This is a genomic window from Rhizobiales bacterium NRL2, from assembly GCA_001664005.1.
Taxonomy (GTDB): domain Bacteria; phylum Pseudomonadota; class Alphaproteobacteria; order Minwuiales; family Minwuiaceae; genus Minwuia.
Genome location: CP016093.1, coordinates 3,793,701 through 3,815,575, shown reverse-complemented (window position 1 = coordinate 3,815,575; position 21,875 = coordinate 3,793,701). Strand labels below are relative to the sequence as shown.

Genomic DNA, 21,875 nt, shown 5'->3' with positions numbered 1-21,875 from the left:
CCGGCGGGGCGGGCGGCGACCAGGCGCCAGCAGGAGCAGCGAGCCATGGCCCACAAGAGCGACATCGAGATCGCCCGCGCGGCGACGAAACAGCCCATCCAGGAAGTCGGCGCGCGGCTCGGCATTCCATCCGAGGCGCTGCTGCCCTTCGGCCATGACAAGGCGAAGATCAGCCAGGACTTCATCAACGCCCAGAAGGACCGCGAGGACGGCAAGCTGATCCTGGTCACTGCGGTCAACCCGACCCCGGCGGGCGAGGGCAAGACCACGACCACCGTGGGCCTCGGCGACGGCCTCAACGCCATCGGCCGCAAGGCGGCGATCTGCATCCGCGAGGCCTCGCTCGGTCCGTGCTTCGGCATGAAGGGCGGCGCCGCCGGCGGCGGCTATGCCCAGGTGATCCCGATGGAGGACATCAACCTCCACTTCACCGGCGACTTCCACGCCATCACCGCCGCGCACAACCTGCTGGCGGCGATGATCGACAACCACATCCACTGGGGCAACAAGCTGGGCATCGACGCCCGCCGCGTCGCCTGGCGGCGTGTGCTGGACATGAACGACCGCGCGCTCCGCCAGGTGGTGCATTCGCTGGGCGGCGTCGGCAACGGCTATCCGCGCGAGAGCGGCTTCGACATCACCGTGGCCTCCGAGGTCATGGCGATCCTCTGCCTGGCCAACGACCTGGAGGATCTGCAGGCGCGGCTGGGCGGCATCATCGTCGCCTACACCCGCGACCGGAAGCCGATCTATTGCCGCGACCTGAAGGCCGACGGCGCCATGACGGTGCTGCTGAAGGACGCCATGCAGCCGAACCTGGTGCAGACGCTGGAGAACAATCCCGCCTTCGTCCACGGCGGGCCGTTCGCCAACATCGCCCATGGCTGCAACTCCGTCGCCGCCACCCGCACGGCGCTGAAGCTGGCTGATTACGTCGTCACCGAGGCCGGTTTCGGCGCGGACCTGGGCGCCGAGAAGTTCTTCGACATCAAGTGCCGCAAGGCCGGTCTGTCGCCTGACGCCGTGGTCATCGTCGCCACAGTGCGTGCGATGAAGATGAACGGCGGCGTCGGCAAGGACGACCTGGGCCGGGAGAACGTCGAGGCGGTCGAGAAGGGCTGCGCCAATCTGGGCCGCCACATCGAGAACGTGAAGTCCTTCGGCGTGCCGGCCGTGGTCGCGATCAACCACTTCGTCACCGACACCGAGGCCGAGATCCAGGCGGTGAAGGACTATGTCGAATGGATGGGCTCCGAGGCTATCGTCTGCCGCCACTGGGCTCAGGGTTCGGCAGGAATCACGGAACTGGCCGAGCGCGTGGCCGAGATCGCCGACAGCGGCATGGCGCAGTTCAGCCCGCTCTATCCCGACGACATGCCGCTGTTCCAGAAGATCGAGACCATCGCCAAGCGCATCTACCGCGCCGACGAGGTGCTGGCCGACAAGAAGGTCCGCGACCAGCTGCGCAAGTGGGAGGCCGAGGGCTTCGGCGACCTGCCGATCTGCATGGCCAAGACCCAGTACAGCTTCTCGACCGACCCGAACCTGCGCGGGGCGCCCGACGGCCATTCCGTGCCGGTCCGGGAGGTCAGGCTATCGGCCGGCGCCGGTTTCATCGTGGTGATCTGCGGCGAGATCATGACGATGCCCGGCCTGCCTCGGGAACCGGCGGCCGAGCAGATCATGCTCAACGACGCCGGCGAGATCGAAGGGCTGTTCTAGGCAGGTCGGCGCGCGGGTGATGGCGGGGCCGGCCCGCGCGCCGACGCACCCGAGATTGCGGCCATCGAACCCGATCCGAGGGCCTGTGCCGAAGCGCTTCCGGTTCACAGGTCCTCGGGTCAGGCCCGCGGACCCAATTTGATTGTTCAGAACTTCGGCGCGGTCTCGGTAACGGCCGGATTGACCATCATCTCGTTGAACCAGGCGGCGAGACCGGGGCGGCCTTCGCGCCAGTTGTCGTCGGCGTGGCGCCATTCGGCGTAGCCCAATGCGGAGATCGCGGCGATGGTGCCGAGGTTCAGCACCGTCGGCTGATGGGTCAGCCGCTGGCTCAGCGCATCGTAGCAGCGGGCGGCGCGTTCGGCTTCCTTGTCGATCACGGCCTGGGACTTCTCACCCGCCTCGCGGCGCTTCTCGTGGGAGCGCTGGAAAAGCGAATCCATCAGCAGCGAGCCGATCCCTTCCAGCTCCATGACCTTCTCCGCCGCCTGCGCATCGCGCGGCGTCAGCTTGCCGCCGGCCGCGTCGTTCAGGTAACGGGTGATCAGCAGCGTCTCGCAGATGAAGACGCCGGTGTCGGTCAGCAGCCCCGGCACCTTGCCGCCGGGGCCGTTCTCCAGCAATTCGCCGGCGCGTTCGGCGAGTGGCGACATGTCGACTTCCTCGATGTCCAGGCGGCAGGCGCGGGCAACGAGGCGCGCGCGGCGCGCATAGGGTGAGTTCTGCGTATGAAACAGCTTCATGTGTCCTCCCGGAAATGCCAGTAACTTGCGAAGCCCCGTGCGGACCGAACGGTCCGGGGCGAATTGGCCGCTACGATAGCTGTCATGGACGGATTGAACAGGGGAGAGCCGAAAATGAGTGAAAAGAGCATCAGCCGGTTCCCGGTGCCGCAGCTGGCCAACCTGCCTGAAGACATACGCGAGATGATCCTGAAGGTGCAGGAAAAGTCGGGCTTCGTGCCGAACGTCTTCCTCGGCATGGCGCACCGGCCGGAGGAATTGCGCGCATTCTTCGCGATGCACGACGCGTTGATGGAGCGGGAAGGCGGCCTCACCAAGGCCGACCGGGAGATGATCGTCGTCGCCACCTCGGGGGCCAATGGCTGCCAGTACTGCGTCGTCGCCCATGGCGCGATCCTGCGCATCCGGGCGAAAAATCCGTTGATCGCCGACCAGGTGGCGATCAACTACCGCAAGGCCGACATCACGCCGCGCCAGCGGGCGATGCTCGACTTCGCCATGAAGGTGGCGCTGGATTCGCGGGCGATCGGGGACGCGGACTTCGAGCCGCTGCGCGAACACGGCTTCGACGACGACGACATCTGGGACATCGGCGCCATCGCGGCCTTCTTCGCCATGTCGAACCGCATCGCCAATTTCAGTTCCATGCGGCCGAACGACGAATTCTACACCATGGGCCGCAACATGGGCTGAGGCCCGCGGAAGGTTTCCGCCCCGCGCCGAAACCCGGCCGGGTCATTCCACCGTTTACTGAACCGCCGCCCACTCAGCGTGTCACCCCCGCCTCTGTGCGGGGGTCCGGAGCGGCTTCGCCGCAAGTCGACAGCCTGACCGGATGCCCGCACGGGGGCGGGCATGACACGGAAACAGCGGTGGCGATTCAATCTCCCCGGGGATTGATCTAGGCTGGTCGGGTCAGGCGCAGCGAGGGGAACGGGCCGATGGCGGGCAATCTGGACTTCGAGCAGCTCCGGGGGCTGGTGGAAACCGGCGAGATCGACACGGTCGTCGCCGCCCAGACCGACATGCAGGGCCGGCTGGTCGGCAAGCGCTTCCACGCGCAGCATTTCGTCGACGAGGCCTGGGCGGAAACCCACAGCTGCAACTACCTGCTGGCGACAGACATGGAGATGCAGACCGTTCAGGGCTACGCCGCGACCAGTTGGGCCGGGGGCTATGGCGACTATGTCATGCGGCCCGACCTGGCGACACTGCGCCGCATCCCCTGGCTGCCGGGGACGGCGCTTGTGCTCTGCGACGTGCTGGATCATCACGGCAAGGCGGCGGTGCCGCACAGCCCGCGCGCGGTACTGCAGCGCCAGCTCGCCCGGCTGGAGGCCATGGGCTACCGGGCCATGGCGGCGACGGAACTGGAGTTCTTTCTCTTCCGCGAGAGCCTGGACGACATGCGGGATCTCGACTGGCGCGGCATGACGCCGATCAGCGCCTACAACGAGGATTATCACGTCTTCCAGACCACCAAGGAAGAAGAGGTGATGCGCGCGGTGCGCAATGGCCTCTACGGCGCGGGCGTGCCCGTCGAATGCTCCAAAGGCGAGGCGGAGGCGGGTCAGGAGGAAATCAACGTCCGCTACGCCGACGCCCTGACCTGCGCAGACAACCATGTCGTCACCAAGAATGCGGTCAAGGAAATCGCCTGGGCGCAGGGCCGGGCTGTGACCTTCATGGCCAAGTGGAGCCATGACCACGCCGGTTCCTCCAGCCACATCCACCAGTCGCTCCAGACCCTGGACGGCCGGCCGGTCTTTCTCGATGCGGACGCCGAGCATGGCATGTCGGGCGTGATGCGCTCCTGGCTCGCGGGCCTGCTCGCCCATTCCGCGGAGATCACCTGGTTCCTCGCGCCCTACGTCAATTCCTACAAGCGCTTCACCGAGGACCTGTTCGCGCCGACGCGCGCGGTCTGGTCGGTCGACAACCGGACCGCCGGTTACCGGGTCGTCGCGCCGGGCGGCTCCGGCATCCGTGTCGAATGCCGCATCGGCGGCGCCGACCTCAATCCCTATCTGGCGCTCGCGGCCCTGATCGCCGCCGGCATCGCCGGGCTGGAGCAGGAACTCGAGCTGGAGCCGGCCCTGCGCGGCAACGCCTACCAGGCGCGCCGTGCGCGTCGGGTGCCGGGGACGCTGCGCGAGGCGGAGCGGCGCCTCAGCCGTTCGCAGATGCTGCGCCACGCCTTCGGTGACACGGTCGTCGACCACTATGTCCGCGCCGCGCGCTGGGAACAGGAAGATTTCGACCGCAAGGTCACCGACTACGAGGTCAGGCGCGGCTTCGAGCGGGCCTGAACGCCCGGCTCAGGCCACGAGAAAGGGGCGGTCGCCCTTGATGGTCACGCGGTGACCCTTGCGCTCCTCCGGCCAGTAGTCCCACAGCGCGAAGTGCTGCAGGCAGCGGTTGTCCCACAGCGCCACGTCGTTCGCCGCCCACCGCTGGCGGGCCTGGAACAGCGGGTTCTCGACATGGCGGAACAGGAACCCCAGCAGGTTCTTGCTTTCCGCCGAACTCAGCTCATTGATATGCGTGGTGAACCCGGCATTGACGTAGAGCGCCTTGCGGCCGGTCTCCGGGTGGGTGCGGACCACCGGATGCACGGCGGACGGATAGGTCCGCTCGGCGTCGTCGACGCCACGGTCCTTGTAGCGGCCGCGATAGACATGCTCGGAATCGTGGGTCGCCGTCAGCTCCAGCAGGAAGCGCTGCATGGGCTTCGAAAGCGCCTCATATGCCGCGTACATGCTGGAGAACAGCGTGTCGCCCCCGCTGGACGGCAGGACATGGAGCTGCAGCATCGTCGCCGCCGGCGGTTCATCCTCGCAGCTCACATCGGTGTGCCAGCCGCCGCCGTTGACGATCTTCGAATCCCGGTGCGCGTGGATGACGAAGACTTCCGGATGGCCGTCCAGGTGCGGCGCCGCCGGATGGACATGCAGTTCGCCGAACATGCGGCCGATCTCGATCTGCCGTTCAGGCGTCATCGGCGACTGCTGCTTGAAGAACAGGACCTGGTTCTCCAGGAAGGCGCGCCTGACCTCGGCGAAGGCGTCGGGGCTCAGACCGTCGGCAAGGTCGACGCCGCGGATCTCCGCGCCGATGGCGGGCTGGACGGGCGTCACCTCGATCAGGCGGTAGTCGTTGGCGAGGGCCATGGCCGCTTCTCCTCTCTCCCCAATTGCCTCAGCGTAATTCAGCGACAGGGGGGCGGCAACGCTGCGACCGCCGGCCACATCCCCTTTCCGGCCTCATGACCGATATTTGCGCCATGACCATTGAAACCATCGAAGATCCGGAACCGCGTTCCGTCTGGCAGGCGATACGCCGCGGATTCGGACAGCGCTGCCCGAGCTGCGGTGAGGCCAGCCTCTACCGGGCCTATGTGAAGGTGCGCGACGATTGCCCGTCCTGCGGCGCGGCGCTGCATCATCACCGGGCCGACGACATGCCGCCCTATCTGACCATCCTGCTGGTCGGCCATATCCTGATTCCGCTGGTGCTGATGACCGAGCAGGCGTGGCATCCGGAGACCTGGGTCCACTGGGCCGTCTGGATACCGTCGCTCGTGCTCTCGTCGCTCTGGCTGTTGCCGCGGCTCAAGGGTGCGGTGATCGGCCTGCAATGGGCCAACCGCATGCACGGCTTCGGCGGCGAGGAAGATCAGCCGGTCGAACCGTAACCGGCTGCCACCCCGTTCCCGTCGCTGCCCGGCTTGTCCGGGCAGCCCATCGAACCGCGAGATGGATGGATTGCCCGGATGAACCGGGCAATGACGAGGCGCTTGCGTTTCCGCCCTAGCACTCCGTGACGGCGACGGGGATGCGCAGTGCGAGCCCGCCGCGCGAGGTTTCCTTGTACGTCGCCGCCATGTCGCGGCCGGTCTCCCGCATCGTGTCGATCACCTGATCCAGGCTGACGAAATGCTGGCCGTCGCCCTTGAGCGCCAGCCGCGCGGCATTGATCGCCTTCACCGCACCCATCGTGTTGCGCTCGATGCAGGGCACCTGGACCAGCCCGCCGATGGGGTCGCAGGTCAGGCCCAGATTGTGTTCCATGCCGATTTCGGCGGCGTTCTCCGCCTGCCGCGGCGTGCCGCCCAGCACCTCGGTCAGCGCGCCTGCCGCCATGGAGCAGGCGACGCCCACTTCGCCCTGGCAGCCGACTTCCGCTGCCGAGATCGAGGCGTTCATCTTGTAGAGCGCGCCTATGGCCCCCGCCGTCAGCATGAAGCGCGCGACGCCGTCGTCTGTCGCCCCCGGCACGAAACGGACGTAATAGGCGAGCACCGCCGGGATCACACCGGCGGCGCCATTGGTCGGCGCCGTGACGACGCGGCCGCCGGCGGCGTTCTCCTCGTTCACCGCCAGGGCGTAGAGATTGACCCAGTCCATCACCGTCAGCGGATCGCGCATGCCGGCTTCCGGCCGCGCCACCAGGCTTTCGCGGATGGCCCGGGCGCGGCGCTTTACCTTCAGTCCCCCTGGCAGGATGCCGTCCTCCCGGCAGCCGCGCTCGATGGCGCACTCCATCATTTCCCAGATGCGGAACAGGCGCGCGCGGATTTCGCCTTCCGGGTGGAGGACGCGTTCGTTCTCCAGCATGACCTGGGAGATGGAGGCGCCGGCAGCGTCGCAGCGCGCCAGCAGTTCCTCGGCGCTGGCGAACTCGTGGGGCACGGCGGCATTGTGGCCCGACAGGATTGGCGTCTCGCCGCGCATCTCGGCCAGATCCTGCACGAAGCCGCCGCCGATGGAGAACAGGGTCTCACGGTGTAGCTCGGCGCCGGTCCCGTCCTCGGCGACGAAGATCATGCCGTTGGGATGCTCGGGCAGGATCTGCTCGGCGCGGAAATCGAGATCGCGGCGCGGATCGAACGCGATCTCCCGCCGGCCGGCCAGTGACAGGCGACGCTCGCGGCGGATACGCGCGACTGCCGCGTCGGCCAGGTCGGGATCGACCGCGTCCGGCGTCTCGCCCGCCAGCCCCAGCATCAGCGCCTTGTCCGTCGCGTGTCCGAGGCCGGTCAGGGCCAGCGAACCATAGAGTTCCACCCGCACCCGTTCGACCCGGTCGCACAGCCCGCGGCTGTCCAGTGCGAGCAGAAAGCGGTGCGCGGCCCAGATCGGCCCCACCGTGTGGGAACTCGACGGGCCGATGCCGACCTTGAACAGGTCGAAGACGCTGATCGCCATGGCGGGCCTCGGTGAAGCGTTGCCCGTGCACTATCCGGCGGCGGCAATGGCCAGGCGGGCCGTTGCGCGGCGGTCTGCCGGCCGGAAAACGACATATTAAACATCCCCGTGTTGTGCTATCGATCCGGAGCTGCGGGGCACGCCCCGTGGTCTTCGGGGGCGGGGATCGAAAATGCGTGTCCAAGGGGCTTCCATGACGTCATCTCCTCTGGAACAGACACGCTCGGTCTTCATCAGGGCCTTTCTGGTCATCGGGCTCTTCAGTATCTGCACCAGCCTGTTGATGCTGGCCGGTCCCATCTACATGCTCCAGATCTACGACCGGGTGATCAACACCGGCAATGTCGACACGCTGACGGCGCTGACCATCATCATCTTCGCGGCGCTGGCGGTCTTCACCCTGCTGGAGGGCGTGCGCACGCTGGTGGCGCAGCGGGTCGGGGTCTGGCTGGACCGCAAGCTTTTCGGTCCCACCCTGGCCGGCGGCGTGTCCCAGGCGTTGAGCGAGAGCGGCGCCTCCGCGCAGGGTCTGCGGGACGTCACGGCCGTGCGCTCCTATCTCGCTTCGCCGGCGATCTTCCCGCTGTTCGATGCGCCGATGGCGCCGCTGTTCCTTCTGATCCTGTTCGTCATGCATCCGCTGCTGGGCATCGTCGCCAGCGTCGGCGCGGTCTTCCTGTTCGTGCTGGCGCTGGTCAACGAACTCAGTACCCGCAAGGCGCTGCAGCAGGCTTCCGGCGCATCGGCGAAGACCTTCAACGCCGCCGACGCGGCGGTGCGCAATGCCGACGTGGTCGCCGCCATGGGCATGATGCCGGCACTGGCGCGGCGCATCGACGAGGGCGCCGAGCAGTGGCGGGCCTTGCAGCTCCGCGCCGGCGGCCGTTCCGGGATGCTGGGCGCCGTGGCCAAGGGCATGCGCCTGTTCCTGCAATCGGCGATCCTCGGCACCGGCGCGTGGCTGGTGCTGGGCGCCGAAATCACGCCCGGCATGATGATCGCGGCGTCGATCATGATGTCGCGGGCCCTGGCGCCGGTGGAGCAGTCCATCAGCGCCTGGCAGGGCCTGATCAACGCCCAGGCGGCCTGGCGGCGGCTGAAGGAAGTGCTGGCGCACCGCCCGGCGCTGGGGCAGGGCACGCGCCTGCCCGAACCGAAGGGCGAACTGGTCGCCGACAATGTCGTCTACCAGCCCCGGACGGCCGACACGCCGGTGCTGAAGGGCGTGTCGTTCCGCGTCCCGGCCGGTACGGCGGTGGGACTGATCGGCCCGACCGGCTCCGGCAAGACCACGCTGGCCAGGGTGATCGTGGGCACCCGCCTGCCGCAGCGCGGCGGCGTCCGCCTCGACGGCGCGGACATGGCGGTCTGGGATCCGCTCGACCGGGCGCGCCATGTCGGCTACCTGCCCCAGGACGTGGAACTGTTCGACGGAACGGTGAAGGAGAATATCGCCCGTCTCGCCGAGGCCGATGACGACGACGTCGTCGCGGCCGCGCAGCTCGCCGGCGTCCACGACATGATCCTGCATCTGCCGCAGGCCTACGAGACGCCGATCGGCGAACGGGGCGCCTATCTTTCCGGCGGTCAGCGCCAGCGCATTGCTCTGGCCCGCGCGGTCTTCGGGCGGCCGCGCCTGCTGGTGCTGGACGAGCCCAATGCCAGCCTGGACGCGGAAGGCGAGGATGCCCTTGTCCAGGCGATCACTGCGCTGAAGGAGGCCGGCCACACCATTGTGATGGTTTCCCACAAGCCCGCCCTGCTGGCGGCGGTGGACCGGATCATGGTGATGCAGGACGGCCGGGTGACCGATTTCGACGAACGCGACAAGGTGATGGCGAAATTCGGCGCGAACGCGAAGCGCGCGGCGATCCGCCAGGTGCATCCCGTGGAGCCCGGCCAGTGAGCCAGGCGCTGGGCCGCATTGATTCTGCGCCGGCGCCAGCCGGCGAGAACCCGCTGGACCGTCAGCCGAAGCTGGGCATCGGGCGACTCACTCTGTTCGGGTGCCTTGTCGTGGCCGCGTTCTTTCTCGGCATCGGTGGCTGGGCCGTCTTCGTGCCGCTGCAGAGCGCGGCCATCGCGCCGGGCACCGTGATCGTGGAGGGGCGGCGCAAGACGCTGCAGCACCTGGAAGGCGGCATCGTGCGGGAGATTCGGGTCAAGGAAGGCGACCTGGTCGCGCAGGGCGAGGTCGTCATCGTCCTCGACGACATCCGGGCGCGCTCCGAGGTCGAACTGCTGCGCGGTCGTCTCGCCTCCGCCATGGCCGCGAGGGCGCGGCTGGAAGCTGAGCGCGACCGGGCCGAGAGCATCGCGTTCCCGGAAGCGTTGACGCAGCTGGTGACGGACCGCCAGGAACGAGAGGCGCTGATCGAGGGAGAGCGCACGGTCTTCGGGGAACGGCGCAATTTCCTGACCAGCCAGACCAACATAAACCGCGAGCGCATCAGCCAGTTCGGCGAGGAGATCACCGGCCTGCGCGAGGAAATCCAGGCGGTCGAGCGCCAGCTCGAACTGATCCGGGAAGAGGAGCAGGGCCTCGCCGACTTGGTGGAGAAGGGGCTGGCCCGCCGTCCGCGCCTGCTGGACCTGCAGCGCCAGCAGGCGGCCCTGCGCGGCGAACTGGCGCGCAACCGCGCCGCCATCGCCCGTGCCGAACGCCAGATCGGCGAGACCGAGCTGACGATCCTGGATGTCCGGACCCGCTTCCTGAACGAGGTCGTGGGCCGCATGCAGGAAGTGCAGGCGGAGATCGCCGACCTGCGGGACAGGCTCTCCGCCGCCGATGACGTCATCCGCCGTACGGAAATCGTCGCGCCCGTCTCCGGCATCGTCGTCAATGTTCAGGTCAACACCACGGGTGGTGTCGTCTCTCCGGGCCAACCGCTGCTCGACATCGTGCCGGCCAGCGAGAGCCTGACCGTCGAGGCGCGGGTGAGCCCGGCCGACATCGACGTGGTGCATGCCGGATTGCCGGCCCGGGTGCGTATCGCCGCCTTCAAGATCGCGGAGAATCCCATACTCGACGGACGGGTGCGCACGGTCTCCGCGGATGCGCTGCAGGACGAGCGCACCGGCGAAACCTTCTATGTGGCGCAGGTGGAACTGACGGACCTGTCGCCGCTTCCGGAAGGCGCCGAACTGCTGCCCGGCATGCCCGCCGAAGTCATGATCGTCACCGGCGAGCAGACTCCGCTCGAATACCTGCTGGAGCCCATCCGCATCTCGCTCCGGCGGGCGATGCGGGAATCCTGAACGGGCGCGCGGCGTCTACTCCTTGACCGGTTCCCAGACCTGCTCCCTGCAGAGAAACAGCACGCAGCCCTCGACCGCCAGGTTGCCGTTCTCCTGGATTGCCATGTTGGAGCTGTAGGTGTTGCCGTCCTCGGGATTGTAGATCTCGCCGTCGTCCCAGACGCCGGGCCCTTCCTTCTCGAAGCCGCCGATGATCTGCAGGCCCTGGATCGTGCGGTCGCGCAGCGCTTCGTCGTCGTTGTTGACGTCGCGTTTCGGCGTGCCGTCCGCGTTGTTCGGCTCCTGCATCCAGACGATGTTGCCGCAGACACTGTCGCCGCAGGGCGCGATCTCGATATGCGCGGTCTTCTTGACGTTCCACCATTTGCCGATGACCGGGTCGATCTGAGCGGCGGCAGGTGCGGCCAATACCGCAACCGCGGCGGCAGCGATCAGGAAGTCCTTCAATTTCATCATGCTACCTCGTTCATTCGAGAGGATCTGTCCTAGAACGTGCCCGGATAGGCGCCGCCGTCAAGCAGGACGTTCTGACCGGTCATGTAGCCGGTATGGACGGAACACATGAAGGCGCAGACGCGTCCGAATTCGTCCGCCGTGCCGAAACGGCCCGATGGGTTCACGGCTGCCGCCTCGGCCTTGTGTTCGGCTGCCGGACGCCCGTCCTTCTGTGCGCGGAAGGCAAAGCCGGAATTCAGCCGGTCGGTGTCGAAAGGGCCGGGCAGCAGGTTGTTGATGGTGACATTGCGGTGGACGGTGGTGCGGCTGACGCCTGCAACGAAGCCGTGCAATCCGGCCCGCGCGCCGTTGGAGAGGCCAAGGATGTCGATCGGCTGCTTCACGGACTGGGAGGTGATGTTGACGATCCGCCCGAAGCCCCGGTCCATCATGCCGTCCACAGTTGCCTTGATGAGCTCGATGGCGGTGATCATGTTGGCGTCGAGCGCCTTGATCCAGTCCTCGCGCGTCCAGTCGCGGAAATTGCCCGGCGGCGGTCCGCCGGCGTTGTTGACCAGGATGTCCGGATCGGGACAGGCGGCCAGAGCGGCCCGGCGGCCGGCCTCGGTGGTGATGTCGCCGGCGACGGGCGTGACATTGACGCCTGCGCGGTCGCGGATTTCCTTCGCCGTCGCTTCCAGCACGTCCTCGCTGCGGGCGGTGATGACGACGTCGACGCCTTCCTCCGCCAGGGCCATGGCGCAGCCCTTCCCCAGTCCCTTGCTGGCCGCGCAGACGATGGCGCTGCGGCCCCTGATGCCGAGATCCATGGCTATTCCCCCCTGAGTTCCCTTGTTACCTGCCCGGCCAGCGGCACCGTCACCGCGCGCTTGCCGCCCAGCGCGGCGCGGTCGATGGCCGAGATCGTGGTTTCGGCCGCTTCGAAGGTGCGTTCCAGCCTTTGGGTCAGATAGTGCACCACCTCCGGTGGCATGGAAAGCTGGCGGTCCGCGGCCAGCTTGACCAGCAGCGGACCGAACAGCGCGTCGTCCGGTTGATCGATCGCCACCGCGGGCGCGGCCTGAAGCCGGGAGGTGAGGTCGGGCAGATCGTGGGGCCAGTGCGCCGGCGCGGTCCGCGACAGCAGCAGCAGGTGCGTCCGCGCCTCCCGCTGCAGGTTGTAGAGATGCAGCAGTGCCCTGGGCTGGGCCACGCGTTCCGCGCGCTCCAGCGCCACCGGCGCGCCGGCGTACTCGGCCACGCTCTCCAGCGTCAGATCGTCGGCGTCGACGATCCGGGCGCCGGCGATCTCGGCCCAGATGTGAGCCAGGTGAGACTTGCCGCTGCGCGCGGGGCCGTAGAGGGCGATGGCCGGGGCCGGCCAGTCCGGCCAGCGCAGCACCCAGTCGTGCGCCGCGGCGTTGCAGGCTGCGCGCAGATAGTGGTCGCGGGCGTAGATCGGACGGCCGCCGAAATCCAGTCCGAGCTGCCGGGCCGCCGTCATACCGGGTTCTCGGGATCGTAGAGCCGGCTGGCCATGTAGCGCTGCAGACCGTGACGCGCCAGCACGCCGATCACGGCGCTGACCGGCAGGGCCAGCAGCATGCCGACGAAGCCGAACAGCACGCCGCCGGCCAGCACGCCGAACATCACCCAGACCGGATGCAGTCCGACCTTGTTGCCCACCAGTTTCGGCGTCAGGACATAGGCTTCCAGCAACTGGCCGACGACGTAGATGACGGCCACCGCCACGATGAGCCATATGCCTTCGAAGCCGAACTGCACGACAGCGAGCCCGATCGAAGCGACGGCGCCGAAAATGGCCCCGACGAAGGGAATGAAGGACAGCAGACCCGAGAAGAGGCCGATCAGGAAGCCGAAGTTGAGTCCGGTCAGTTCCAGCAGCACGGCGTAGTAGATGACAAGCGTGATGCAGACCGTGCCCTGGCCGCGGATGAAGCCGGCCAGGGTGCGGTCGATCTCGCGCGCGACCGTCTTGATCTCGTCGGCATGCTCCCGCGGCAGCCACCGGCCGATCGCGGCCACCATCCGGTCCCAGTCCAGCAGCAGATAGAAGGCCACGACCGGGGTGATGACCAGAAGGGAGACGAAGTTGAGCACCGCCACGCCGCCACGGAGCATGTTTCCGGCCAGTTGACCGAAGAAGTCGATGGCCTGCTCCGCATAGCGCCGGATCGCGTCTTCCTTTTCCGCTTCCGATACCTCCACGCCGCGCAGTTCGGCCGCCTGCTGGATGTCGTAGACCAGGGTGCGCATCATCTCTGCTGCCCGGTTGGCGTATTCCGGCATCTGGTTCAGCAGCGCTGCCGACTGCTCAACGATCATGGGGACGAGTACGACGAGGATCACGAGGAACAGCACGAAGGCGAAGCACGTGATGACCGTGGTCGCCATGGTCCGGTTCAGACCGATCCGCTCCAGCCGGTCGGCCAGCGGGTCGAACAGATAGGCGACGCCCATGCCCACGACGAAGGGCAGCAGCATGTCCCGCAGCAGATAGACCGAGAGAACGAAACCGATCAGGATGGCGGCCCACCAGGCCGTCTGGCGGCCTGCGGTCACCTGAGGCCGCCCCGGGAGGTGATGATCCAGAAGCCTTCCGGCTGCTCCTCCAGGCCGAGACCCTGCCGTTGCGCGGCGCGCCCGAGCCGCTCGGCATCGCCGGTATGGTATATGGCGACCAGCGCCCCGCGCGCGTTCAGCGCTTCCAGGTGCAGGCGGCGGACGAGATGGATCGCCTCGATCCGGGCCGAAATGTCGACCCAGTCGGCCAACGAGCCGAGCGGCACCAGAGCGCTCAGCGCCTGCTGCGCCCGGTCGGCGCCGGCGATCGCCGCCTCCTTCCAGAGATCCTCGATCTCGCCGACCATCTCGATCACCGCCCGATCGAGGAACAGCGGCACGTCCTCGGTCGTATCGGCGCTGAAGCCGCGGGTGACCAGCGGATAGGGGTCGGGACCGTAACTCATCATGGAGACGTCCATGTCCGTGCGGCCGGCTTCCTGATCGATGGTCAGCGCCGCGTCGAACACCAGCACGGTCTCCACGCCATAGCGGTCGGCCAGCGCCTCGATGGCGGCCTCGTCTCCCGCCAGGGCCTGTTCGGCCGAAAGGGACAGGACATCCTCGACGTCGCCGAAGGGCGTGCGGATCGGGGTCAGCCGGGTGCTGCTGTCGAAGCGTTCCCATGCTTCCAGCCAGGGGTTGGGGTCTGCCCAGAGCGCCGGTTCTCCGGCCGTCCGCAGCACCGGCAGCACCAGCATCGGGCCGGAGCGCGCCTCGGTGAAGGGGATCTGCTGCCGGCGCAGCAGGCCGCGCACGGCCTCCGGTTCGAACTCGAAACTGAAGACGCCGCGATAGCCGTCGGGCGCGGTCTGTTCGTCCGCGACCTGGGTCGAGGCGATCATGGCGTCGATGGCGGCGTCGTCCGGATACTGCACGGCCGCCTGGTCCCCGCGCCGCGCCAGTTTGGCGGTCAGCGCCTCCAGCGCCTGCCGGCGGGCGTTGACCAGCGCCTGCACCTTGGCCGCCTCGGTGCTCTCGGCCCGGGCTTCGACGGCAATGCCGCTGACCGTGAACAGATCGGCCGCCGCGGCGGGCGCCGCGGCCGAAAGGATCAGGCATATCAGCACAGCCAATCGGGTGACGCCGGCAGGCATTGCAATCCAGCTCCATTGACGGAATAGTCGCCGCGCACCTTAAACCGCGGGCGGACGGACGTCATCACCAACGGCCTCACATATCGCGACGCCGGCGTCGATGTCGATGCCGGCGCGGACCTGGTGGACCGCATCAGGAACGATGCGGATTCGACGGCCCGTTCGGGCGTCGTCGGTTCCCTGGGCGGTTTTGGCGGGCTGTTCGATCCGAAGGCCGCGGGATATGCCGATCCGCTTCTGGTGGCGGCGACCGACGGCGTCGGCACCAAGCTGACCCTGGCCGGGCAGGTCGGCCGACATGACACGGTGGGCCAGGATCTGGTGGCCATGTGCGTCAACGACCTGGTGGTACAGGGCGCCGAGCCCCTGTTCTTCCTGGATTATTTCGCCACCGGCAAGCTGTCGGTCGAGCAGGCGGCGGACGTGGTCCGCGGCATTGCCGAGGGTTGCCGGCTGGCCGGCTGCGCCCTGATCGGCGGAGAGACCGCGGAAATGCCCGGCCTTTACCGCCCGGGCGAGTACGATCTGGCCGGGTTCTGCGTCGGCGCGGTGGAGCGCGACCGGGTTCTGCCGCGCATCGACGCCATCCGCCCGGGCGACGCGGTGCTGGGGATCGCGTCCAGCGGTCCGCATTCCAACGGCTATTCCCTGATTCGCCGCATCGTCGAACACAGCGGCGCGGACATCGCGGCCCCGGCGCCCTTCGACGATACGTCAAGTCTGGGCGAGGCGCTGCTGACCCCCACCCGGATCTACGTGAAGCCGTTGCTTTCGGCGCTCAAGCTGGACCAGGTGCGGGCGCTGGCGCACATCACCGGGGGCGGGCTGACCGACAACATCCCGCGCGTCCTGCCGGACGGGACGGGCGTCGCGCTGGATGCGGCGAGCTGGGAGCTGCCGGCCGTGTTCCGCTGGCTGGCCAAGGCCGGCGGCGTCACGCCCGCCGAGATGGCGCGCACCTTCAACTGCGGCGTCGGCATGGTCGCCATCGTGCCCGAGGCCGAGGCCGAGAAGGTGATCGCGTTCCTGAAGTACAAGAAGGAGCGGGTCTGGCGCATGGGCGAGGTCACCGCCACGCCCGGCGTCGAGATCGCGGGGATCGAGGCGTGGCAAGTCTGAAGCTGGGTGTTCTGATATCGGGGCGCGGCACCAATCTGCAGGCCCTGATCGACGCCTGTGCGGCAGACGCCTTTCCGGCGGAGATCGCGCTGGTCGTTTCCAACGTGGAGGGGGCCGCGGGGCTGGAGCGCGCCCGCAAGGCCGGCATCCATACCCTCGTCATCGATCACCGGGAATTCGAATCGCGGGCGAAATTCGACCAGGCTGTCGCTTCCGCGCTGGAGACCCACGACGTCGGCCTGGTCTGTCTCGCCGGTTTCCTGCGCATCCTGTCGAAGGCCTTCGTCGACCGGTGGCGCGACCGCATCATCAACATCCATCCTTCGTTGCTGCCGGCCTTCAAGGGTCTGCACGTCCACGAGCGCGTGCTGGAGGCCGGGGTCCGCATCACCGGCTGCACGGTGCACTTCATCCGGCCCGAGATGGACGAAGGGCCGATCATCGTGCAGGGCGCCGTGCCGGTGATGGCCGATGACACGCCCGAGACGCTGGCCGGCCGCGTGCTGGAGGTCGAGCACCGGATCTATCCCCTGGCCGTACGCCTGATCGCCGAGGGCAAGGCGCGGGTCGTCGGCGACATCGTCAACCTGCCGGCCCTCGACGCCGGCGACGGGCCCCTGCTCAATCCGGGCGACTGAAGCTTTCCTCCGCAGGGCCGCAATGCGGCCATGCCAACTGGACAACCCCGCCTGCAGCGGTCATTTTCGCCCCGCTGCTTGCAGGGGAGAGAGCATCAGACCATGGCCGAACCGCCGAAAGACCACAACGACAAGCATCTGAGAAAACCCGGCACGAAGGCGCTGCGCCCGCGCGACGCCGCCACGCTCGTGCTCTACCGCAAGGCGGGCAGGAAGATCGAAGTCGTGATGGGCGAACGGCATGGCAAGCACAGCTTCATGCCCAACAACTGGGTCTTCCCCGGCGGCGGTGTCGAGCGCACCGACTGGCGGGTGCGCGGCGCCAACGATCTGCAGCCCCACGTCGCCGCCCATCTGGGAAAGGCCGCGACGGCGGCGCGCGTCCGCGCCCTGGCGGCGGCGGCGATCCGGGAAACCTTCGAAGAGACGGGCCTGATCCTGGGCAAGCCGGACCCGGAACCGGAAAAGTCGGTGCCGCGCAACTGGCGCGATTTCTTCGCCACCGGCCATGCGCCGGACTTCGAAGCCCTCGAATATGTCTACCGCGCGATCACGCCGCCCTACCGGCCGCGCCGCTTCAACGCGCGCTTCTTCATGGCCGATGCGGACCGGCTGGCCAACGAGGTTATCGAATCCTCGGGCGAACTGCTGGACATTCACTGGGTGACGATCGAGAAGGCGCTGACGCTGCCGATCCCGCGGATCACCGGCGTCGTCCTGCGCACGATCGAGGACAATCTGGAAAATCCGCCGCCCAGGTCGGGCAAGCACAAGGTGCCGCTGTTCCGCTATCTGCACGGCAAGCATCTGGATCTGGAAGAATGAGCGGGCAGGGCACGCGGCCCGTCCGGCCGCGCGACGCCGCCTCCCTGGTCATCCTGCGGGGCGAGGGCGAGGACGCCGAGGTGCTTATGGGACGGCGCGCCAGCCGGCACCGCTTCATGCCGCACATGTATGTCTTCCCCGGCGGTCGTCTGGACCGGGAGGACCGCATGGCGGAGGTGCTGCGTGACCTGCCGCCGAAGCCGAAGAGCCGCCTGACGAGACAGGTCGGAGAGGACGTGGCCCGCGGGCTTGCCGTCGCCGCCGTGCGGGAAACCTGGGAGGAGACGGGCTTCATCTTCGGCGAGCTGGAGGGAGAGCGGCTGAAGCCGGACCTCGCGCCGCTGGACTACATGGCGCGCGCCATCACGCCGCCGCCCTCGCCGATCCGGTTCCACGCGCGCTTCTTCGTGGCCGACGCGGCGCATGCGCATGGCGGCCCGGGAACGCCGCTCGGCGGCTCGGGGGAACTGCTGGATCTCGCCTTCCGTCCGGTGCGGGAGGCGCTGACGATGCCCATCGCCGACGTCACCGAGTTCGTGCTGGAGGAACTGCTGCGCCGGCTGCGGGGCACCTCGATCGAAGCGATTCCCATCTTTTCCTATCAGAACAACGCCCCGATCATCCGTTACCAGCACCTGGATTCCGAATGACCGTGGCGGCGCTGGCGCGGCGCGAACGCGTCGTCGGCGTCACCGTCGCCATCAGTTCCATCGCCGTTGCCGCCATGGCGCTGGGCCTCACCTTTCCGCTGGTCGGGCTGATCCTGGAGGGCGAGGGCTGGAGCCGCACCGCCATTGGGGTCAATTCGGCAATGGCGCCCCTGGCGATCCTGATCACCGCGCAGTTCATTCCGCTCTGGGTCAACCGGCTCGGCGCGAAGAAGGTGATCCTGGCGGCGGTGCTGACCGACGTCGCCCTGTTGCTGGCGCTGAAGGCGTTCCAGAACTACTACATCTGGCTGCCCATCCGCTTCGTCATGGGCGTCGCCGTCGCGGCGCTGTTCGTGACCTCGGAAAGCTGGATCAACCAGGTCACGCAGAACCACAATCGCGGCCGGGTCATGGCGCTCTACAACACCGTGCTGTCCGCCGCCTTCGCCAGCGGGCCGCTGCTGATCTGGGTGGTCGGCGTGGAAGGCTGGACACCCTTCGTCGCCGGGGCGGCGATCATGGCGGCGGCGGCGCTGCCGATGGCCTTCGTGCCCGTCGTCGCGCCGGTCTTCGAGGGCCGGCCCAGTTTCAGCGTCTGGCGCTATCTCTGGGTCGCGCCCACCCTGGCCGGCGCCATGCTGCTCTACGCCATGATCGAGAACGGCTCGACGGCGCTGATGGCGGTGTTCGGCCGCCGGTCCGGCCTCCGCGACGCCGAGGCCGTGACCCTGATCTCGGCGGTGGTCTTCGGCGGCATGGTCTTCGCGTTTCCCGTCGGCTGGCTGGCAGACCGCATGGACCGGATCAAGCTGCTGGTCATCCTGGCTGCGACGGCCACGTTTCTGATCATATTGCTGCCTGGCCTGATGGACAGCCGGCCTGCGCGGCTGCTCGATCTGTTCCTGTGGGGCGGCGCGGCCGCGTCGATCTACACCGTCGCCATGGCGATCCAGGGCGAGCGGTTCTCGGGCGCCGATCTGGTGACCGCCAACGCCGCATTCGGCACGCTCTATGGCTTCGGCGCATTGGCCGGGCCGATGGTCCTCGGCGCCAGCATGGACTACCATGATCCGGAAGGTTTCGTCTGGGCCATGGTCGCCATCTGCGGGACCTTCACGGTATTCACGATCGTGAGACAGCGCCTGAAGCGCGGTTGAGAGCGTCAGGGGAGGGAACCTTGCTGAGAATCTGGGGCCGGCGGAACTCGATCAATGTCCAGAAGGTCATGTGGACGGTCGCCGAACTGGGCCTTGCCCACGAACACAAGGATGCCGGCGGCAGCTTCGGCGGGCTGGACGATCCCGCCTATCTGACGATGAATCCCAATGGCCGGGTGCCGGTGATCGACGACGACGGCGTCGTGGTGTGGGAAAGCAACGCCATCGTGCGCTATCTCTGCGCCACACACTCGGCCGGCGAGCTCTGGGCCGACGACCCGGCGGCGCGCAGCCTGGCCGACCGCTGGATGGACTGGCAGAACTCGAGCCTGATCGCCGACCTGGTGACGGTGTTCCTAGGGCTGATCCGCACGCCGGAAGCCGAGCGGGACTGGATCGCCATCGGTGACGCGGCGCGGCGGCTCAACGGTCACATGGGCGTACTCGACGACCATCTCGGCCGCAACGAATGGGTCGCCGGCGGTGCGATGACCATGGGCGACATTCCCGTCGGCGCGCTGGTTCACCGCTGGCTGCACCTGCCGATGGAGCGGCCGGACCTGGGCCATGTCGCGGCCTATTACGAGCGGCTGCAGCAGCGCCCGGCCTATGCCGAGCATGTCATGATACCGCTGAGCTGAGGGGAGACGAGGACATGGACAGCCCGCGCAACAGCCGACCGCCGCTGGACGCCGACTGCCAGGCGCTGCTGGACGGCCTGGCCGCCGGGGGCGGCGGCATCGACAAGCCGGACCATCACCAGATGCGCGCCGGCTACAACGCCGCCAATCCGGCCTTCAACCCGCCGACGCCCGATCTCGCCTCGGTCGAGAACTCGACGGCGCCCGGCGACGGGGCAAGGCAGCCGGACGTGCCGATCCGCATCTATCGTCCGCGCTTCGCGCCGGCCGTGGCGCCGGCGCTGGTCTTCTTCCACGGCGGCGGCTGGGTCATGGGCGATCTGGAATCGCATGACGCGCTCTGCCGCATCGTGGCCGCGCGCTCGGACGCCGTCGTGATCGCCGTCGACTACCGTCTGGCGCCGGAGCATCGTTTTCCGGCGGCGGTCGAGGACTGCGAACATGCCTGGCGCTACATCGCGGAGAACGCGCGGCGGCTGGACGTCGATCCGGCGCGCCTCGCCGTCGGCGGCGACAGCGCCGGCGGCAATCTGGCGGCGGTGATCGCGCGCCGCCTGCGCGATGCCGGTGGGGTGCAGCCTGTTTTCCAGGCGCTGATCTATCCGGCCACCGACTTCACCGCCGAGGGCGGATCGCTGGTCGAGAACGCCGAGGGCTATTTCCTGACGAAGGCGGCGATCGACCTGGTGAGTTCGATGTACGTGCCCGACGCCGGGGCGCGAAAGAACCCCGACGCCTCGCCGCTGCTGGCCGGCGATCTCGCCGGTCTGCCGCCGGCGCTGGTGCAGGTCGCCGGCTATGATCCGCTGCGCGACGAGGGCGTGGCCTATGCCGACCGCCTGCGCGAAGCCGGGGTGACGGTGGAACTGATCGAATATCCGACGGTGGTTCACGGTTTCATGCGGATGATCAAGCCGGTCGCCATGGCCCAGGCGGCTCTCGACGACTATGCGGCGGCGCTGAGGCGGGTGTTCAGAGGGGCGTAAGCCGCGTCTCTCCGGCCCGGAGCTCGCCTTCGGGCCGCTCGATCCGCAGCATGGCCAGCGCCCGGTCGCCGAGGCCCGAGCGCACAGCGCCGACTTCCTTGCCGTCGATCGTGACCGGGGTTCCGGGTTCGGGCAGTTCACCATCCACCGTCACCGGCGTCAGGCGCTTGCGGACATTGCCGCGGTACTTGGTGCGCGCCGTCAGCTCCTGGCCGACATAGCAGCCCTTCTTGAAGTCGATGCCGTGGAACTCGTCGATGCGGTTCTCCAGCAGGAAGGAGCGTTCGACCTCCATGTCGCGGCTGCCGTCGGGCACGCCGCATTCCAGCCGCCGGCGCTCGTAGTCGGCGAAGGGCCGCTCCTCGCCGGGGATTTCCGCGCCGGCCGGCCGCAACGCGCGGCGGCCCATGTCGGCGTGGCGGGGATCCTGGAATTCGATCGGCGCGCCGGCGCTGCCCGCAAGCAGGGCGACGACGGCCCAGTCGGCGCTCACGTCCGCAAGTTCGACCTTCGCACGCAGCTTGTAGAGGGTCAGCCGCCGCTTCAGGTCCTCCAGACGGTCGGCCTCGCAGTCGAGGAGGATCGTGCCTGCGGCGTCGCGGACGACGAAGAAGTCGTGCAGGAACTTGCCCTGCGGCGTCAGCAGCGTGGCGTAGACTCCGGTCTCCGGCGATGCCGGCGCGACGTTGTTGGAGACGAGGTTCTGCAGGAAGCTCTCGGCCTCCGCCCCGGCGACGCTGAGGACGCCCCGGTTGGGCAGTTTCACGTGGGTCGGTTCACTCGCGGTCATGGGCGTTGATGTGTTCGGGCCGGG

Annotated in this window: 22 protein-coding genes; 13 read left to right on the top strand and 9 right to left on the bottom strand. The window is 68.1% G+C overall.

All coding sequences use genetic code 11. The features are described from left to right. Positions 1-45 precede the first annotated feature (45 nt). Positions 46-1,722, top strand: a complete 1,677-nt coding sequence (locus TEF_17830; GenBank protein ID ANK82443.1) for a formate--tetrahydrofolate ligase — start codon at positions 46-48, stop codon at positions 1,720-1,722. 146 nt (positions 1,723-1,868) lie between these two features. Here the strand turns inward: TEF_17830 and TEF_17825 are convergent, their stop codons facing one another. After that, entirely contained in the window at positions 1,869-2,465 is a 597-nt protein-coding gene (locus tag TEF_17825; GenBank protein ANK82442.1) for a hypothetical protein, read from the bottom strand. A gap of 114 nt (positions 2,466-2,579) precedes the next feature. On the opposite strand from TEF_17825, the gene TEF_17820 reads away from it, so the two are divergent. Then, entirely contained in the window at positions 2,580-3,158 is a 579-nt protein-coding gene (locus tag TEF_17820; GenBank protein ANK82441.1) for an alkylhydroperoxidase, read from the top strand. A gap of 248 nt (positions 3,159-3,406) precedes the next feature. After that, positions 3,407-4,774 (top strand): glutamine synthetase, encoded by a 1,368-nt coding sequence (locus tag TEF_17815; GenBank protein ANK82440.1) that lies wholly within the window; start codon positions 3,407-3,409, stop codon positions 4,772-4,774. 9 nt (positions 4,775-4,783) lie between these two features. On the opposite strand, the gene TEF_17810 is transcribed toward TEF_17815, so the two are convergent. Continuing rightward, positions 4,784-5,635: a taurine dioxygenase gene (locus TEF_17810; GenBank protein ID ANK82439.1), complete on the bottom strand. Its 852-nt coding sequence runs from the start codon at positions 5,633-5,635 to the stop codon at positions 4,784-4,786. Positions 5,636-5,730: 95 nt separating this feature from the next. Between TEF_17810 and TEF_17805 the strand changes: the two genes are divergently transcribed. After that, a complete protein-coding gene (locus TEF_17805) occupies positions 5,731-6,159 on the top strand; it encodes a hypothetical protein (protein ID ANK82438.1) in 429 nt (142 codons plus the stop codon). A 115-nt stretch (positions 6,160-6,274) separates the two neighbouring features. Here the strand turns inward: TEF_17805 and TEF_17800 are convergent, their stop codons facing one another. Beyond that, positions 6,275-7,672, bottom strand: a complete 1,398-nt coding sequence (locus TEF_17800; GenBank protein ID ANK82437.1) for an L-serine ammonia-lyase — start codon at positions 7,670-7,672, stop codon at positions 6,275-6,277. A gap of 193 nt (positions 7,673-7,865) precedes the next feature. On the opposite strand from TEF_17800, the gene TEF_17795 reads away from it, so the two are divergent. Continuing rightward, positions 7,866-9,578 (top strand): hypothetical protein, encoded by a 1,713-nt coding sequence (locus TEF_17795; GenBank protein ID ANK82436.1) that lies wholly within the window; start codon positions 7,866-7,868, stop codon positions 9,576-9,578. Positions 9,579-9,649: 71 nt separating this feature from the next. Beyond that, positions 9,650-10,930 carry a hypothetical protein gene (locus TEF_17790; protein ID ANK83581.1) on the top strand — a complete coding sequence of 427 codons (1,281 nt, stop codon included), beginning with the start codon at positions 9,650-9,652 and terminating at the stop codon, positions 10,928-10,930. A gap of 15 nt (positions 10,931-10,945) precedes the next feature. On the opposite strand, the gene TEF_17785 is transcribed toward TEF_17790, so the two are convergent. Genes TEF_17785 through TEF_17765 form a run of 5 tightly spaced genes read right to left on the bottom strand, consistent with a single transcriptional unit; the run spans position 10,946 to position 15,018 of the window. Further along, positions 10,946-11,383 (bottom strand): hypothetical protein, encoded by a 438-nt coding sequence (locus TEF_17785; protein ID ANK83580.1) that lies wholly within the window; start codon positions 11,381-11,383, stop codon positions 10,946-10,948. Positions 11,384-11,415: 32 nt separating this feature from the next. Next, the gene (locus tag TEF_17780) at positions 11,416-12,195 is read right to left on the bottom strand and encodes a 3-oxoacyl-ACP reductase (protein ANK82435.1); all 780 of its coding nucleotides are present in this window, start codon (positions 12,193-12,195) and stop codon (positions 11,416-11,418) included. A gap of 2 nt (positions 12,196-12,197) precedes the next feature. Then, the gene (locus TEF_17775; GenBank protein ANK82434.1) at positions 12,198-12,869 is read right to left on the bottom strand and encodes a hypothetical protein; all 672 of its coding nucleotides are present in this window, start codon (positions 12,867-12,869) and stop codon (positions 12,198-12,200) included. Then, a complete protein-coding gene (locus TEF_17770; protein ANK82433.1) occupies positions 12,866-13,948 on the bottom strand; it encodes a hypothetical protein in 1,083 nt (360 codons plus the stop codon). The genes TEF_17775 and TEF_17770 overlap by 4 nt, the downstream gene beginning before the upstream one ends. Next, the gene (locus TEF_17765; GenBank protein ANK82432.1) at positions 13,945-15,018 is read right to left on the bottom strand and encodes a hypothetical protein; all 1,074 of its coding nucleotides are present in this window, start codon (positions 15,016-15,018) and stop codon (positions 13,945-13,947) included. The genes TEF_17770 and TEF_17765 overlap by 4 nt, the downstream gene beginning before the upstream one ends. A gap of 90 nt (positions 15,019-15,108) precedes the next feature. Between TEF_17765 and TEF_17760 the strand changes: the two genes are divergently transcribed. The 7 genes from TEF_17760 to TEF_17730 all read left to right on the top strand — a co-directional run bounded on the left by TEF_17760 (position 15,109) and on the right by TEF_17730 (position 21,061). Further along, positions 15,109-16,164 (top strand): phosphoribosylformylglycinamidine cyclo-ligase, encoded by a 1,056-nt coding sequence (locus TEF_17760; GenBank protein ANK82431.1) that lies wholly within the window; start codon positions 15,109-15,111, stop codon positions 16,162-16,164. Further along, on the top strand, positions 16,152-16,802 hold the full coding sequence (locus TEF_17755; protein ID ANK82430.1) for a phosphoribosylglycinamide formyltransferase: 651 nt from the start codon (positions 16,152-16,154) through the stop codon (positions 16,800-16,802). Before TEF_17760 ends, TEF_17755 begins: the two co-directional genes overlap by 13 nt. 102 nt (positions 16,803-16,904) lie before the next feature. Next, positions 16,905-17,627 carry a hypothetical protein gene (locus TEF_17750; GenBank protein ANK82429.1) on the top strand — a complete coding sequence of 241 codons (723 nt, stop codon included), beginning with the start codon at positions 16,905-16,907 and terminating at the stop codon, positions 17,625-17,627. Continuing rightward, entirely contained in the window at positions 17,624-18,277 is a 654-nt protein-coding gene (locus tag TEF_17745) for a hypothetical protein (protein ANK82428.1), read from the top strand. Before TEF_17750 ends, TEF_17745 begins: the two co-directional genes overlap by 4 nt. Beyond that, the gene (locus tag TEF_17740) at positions 18,274-19,434 is read left to right on the top strand and encodes a hypothetical protein (protein ANK82427.1); all 1,161 of its coding nucleotides are present in this window, start codon (positions 18,274-18,276) and stop codon (positions 19,432-19,434) included. The genes TEF_17745 and TEF_17740 overlap by 4 nt, the downstream gene beginning before the upstream one ends. Before the next feature lie 20 nt (positions 19,435-19,454). Then, positions 19,455-20,075, top strand: coding sequence for a glutathione S-transferase (locus TEF_17735; protein ANK82426.1), 621 nt, complete (start codon positions 19,455-19,457; stop codon positions 20,073-20,075). 14 nt (positions 20,076-20,089) lie between these two features. After that, positions 20,090-21,061: a hypothetical protein gene (locus TEF_17730; GenBank protein ID ANK82425.1), complete on the top strand. Its 972-nt coding sequence runs from the start codon at positions 20,090-20,092 to the stop codon at positions 21,059-21,061. On the opposite strand, the gene TEF_17725 is transcribed toward TEF_17730, so the two are convergent. Continuing rightward, positions 21,048-21,851 (bottom strand): hypothetical protein, encoded by an 804-nt coding sequence (locus TEF_17725; protein ANK82424.1) that lies wholly within the window; start codon positions 21,849-21,851, stop codon positions 21,048-21,050. The genes TEF_17730 and TEF_17725 overlap by 14 nt on opposite strands. Positions 21,852-21,875 lie beyond the last annotated feature (24 nt).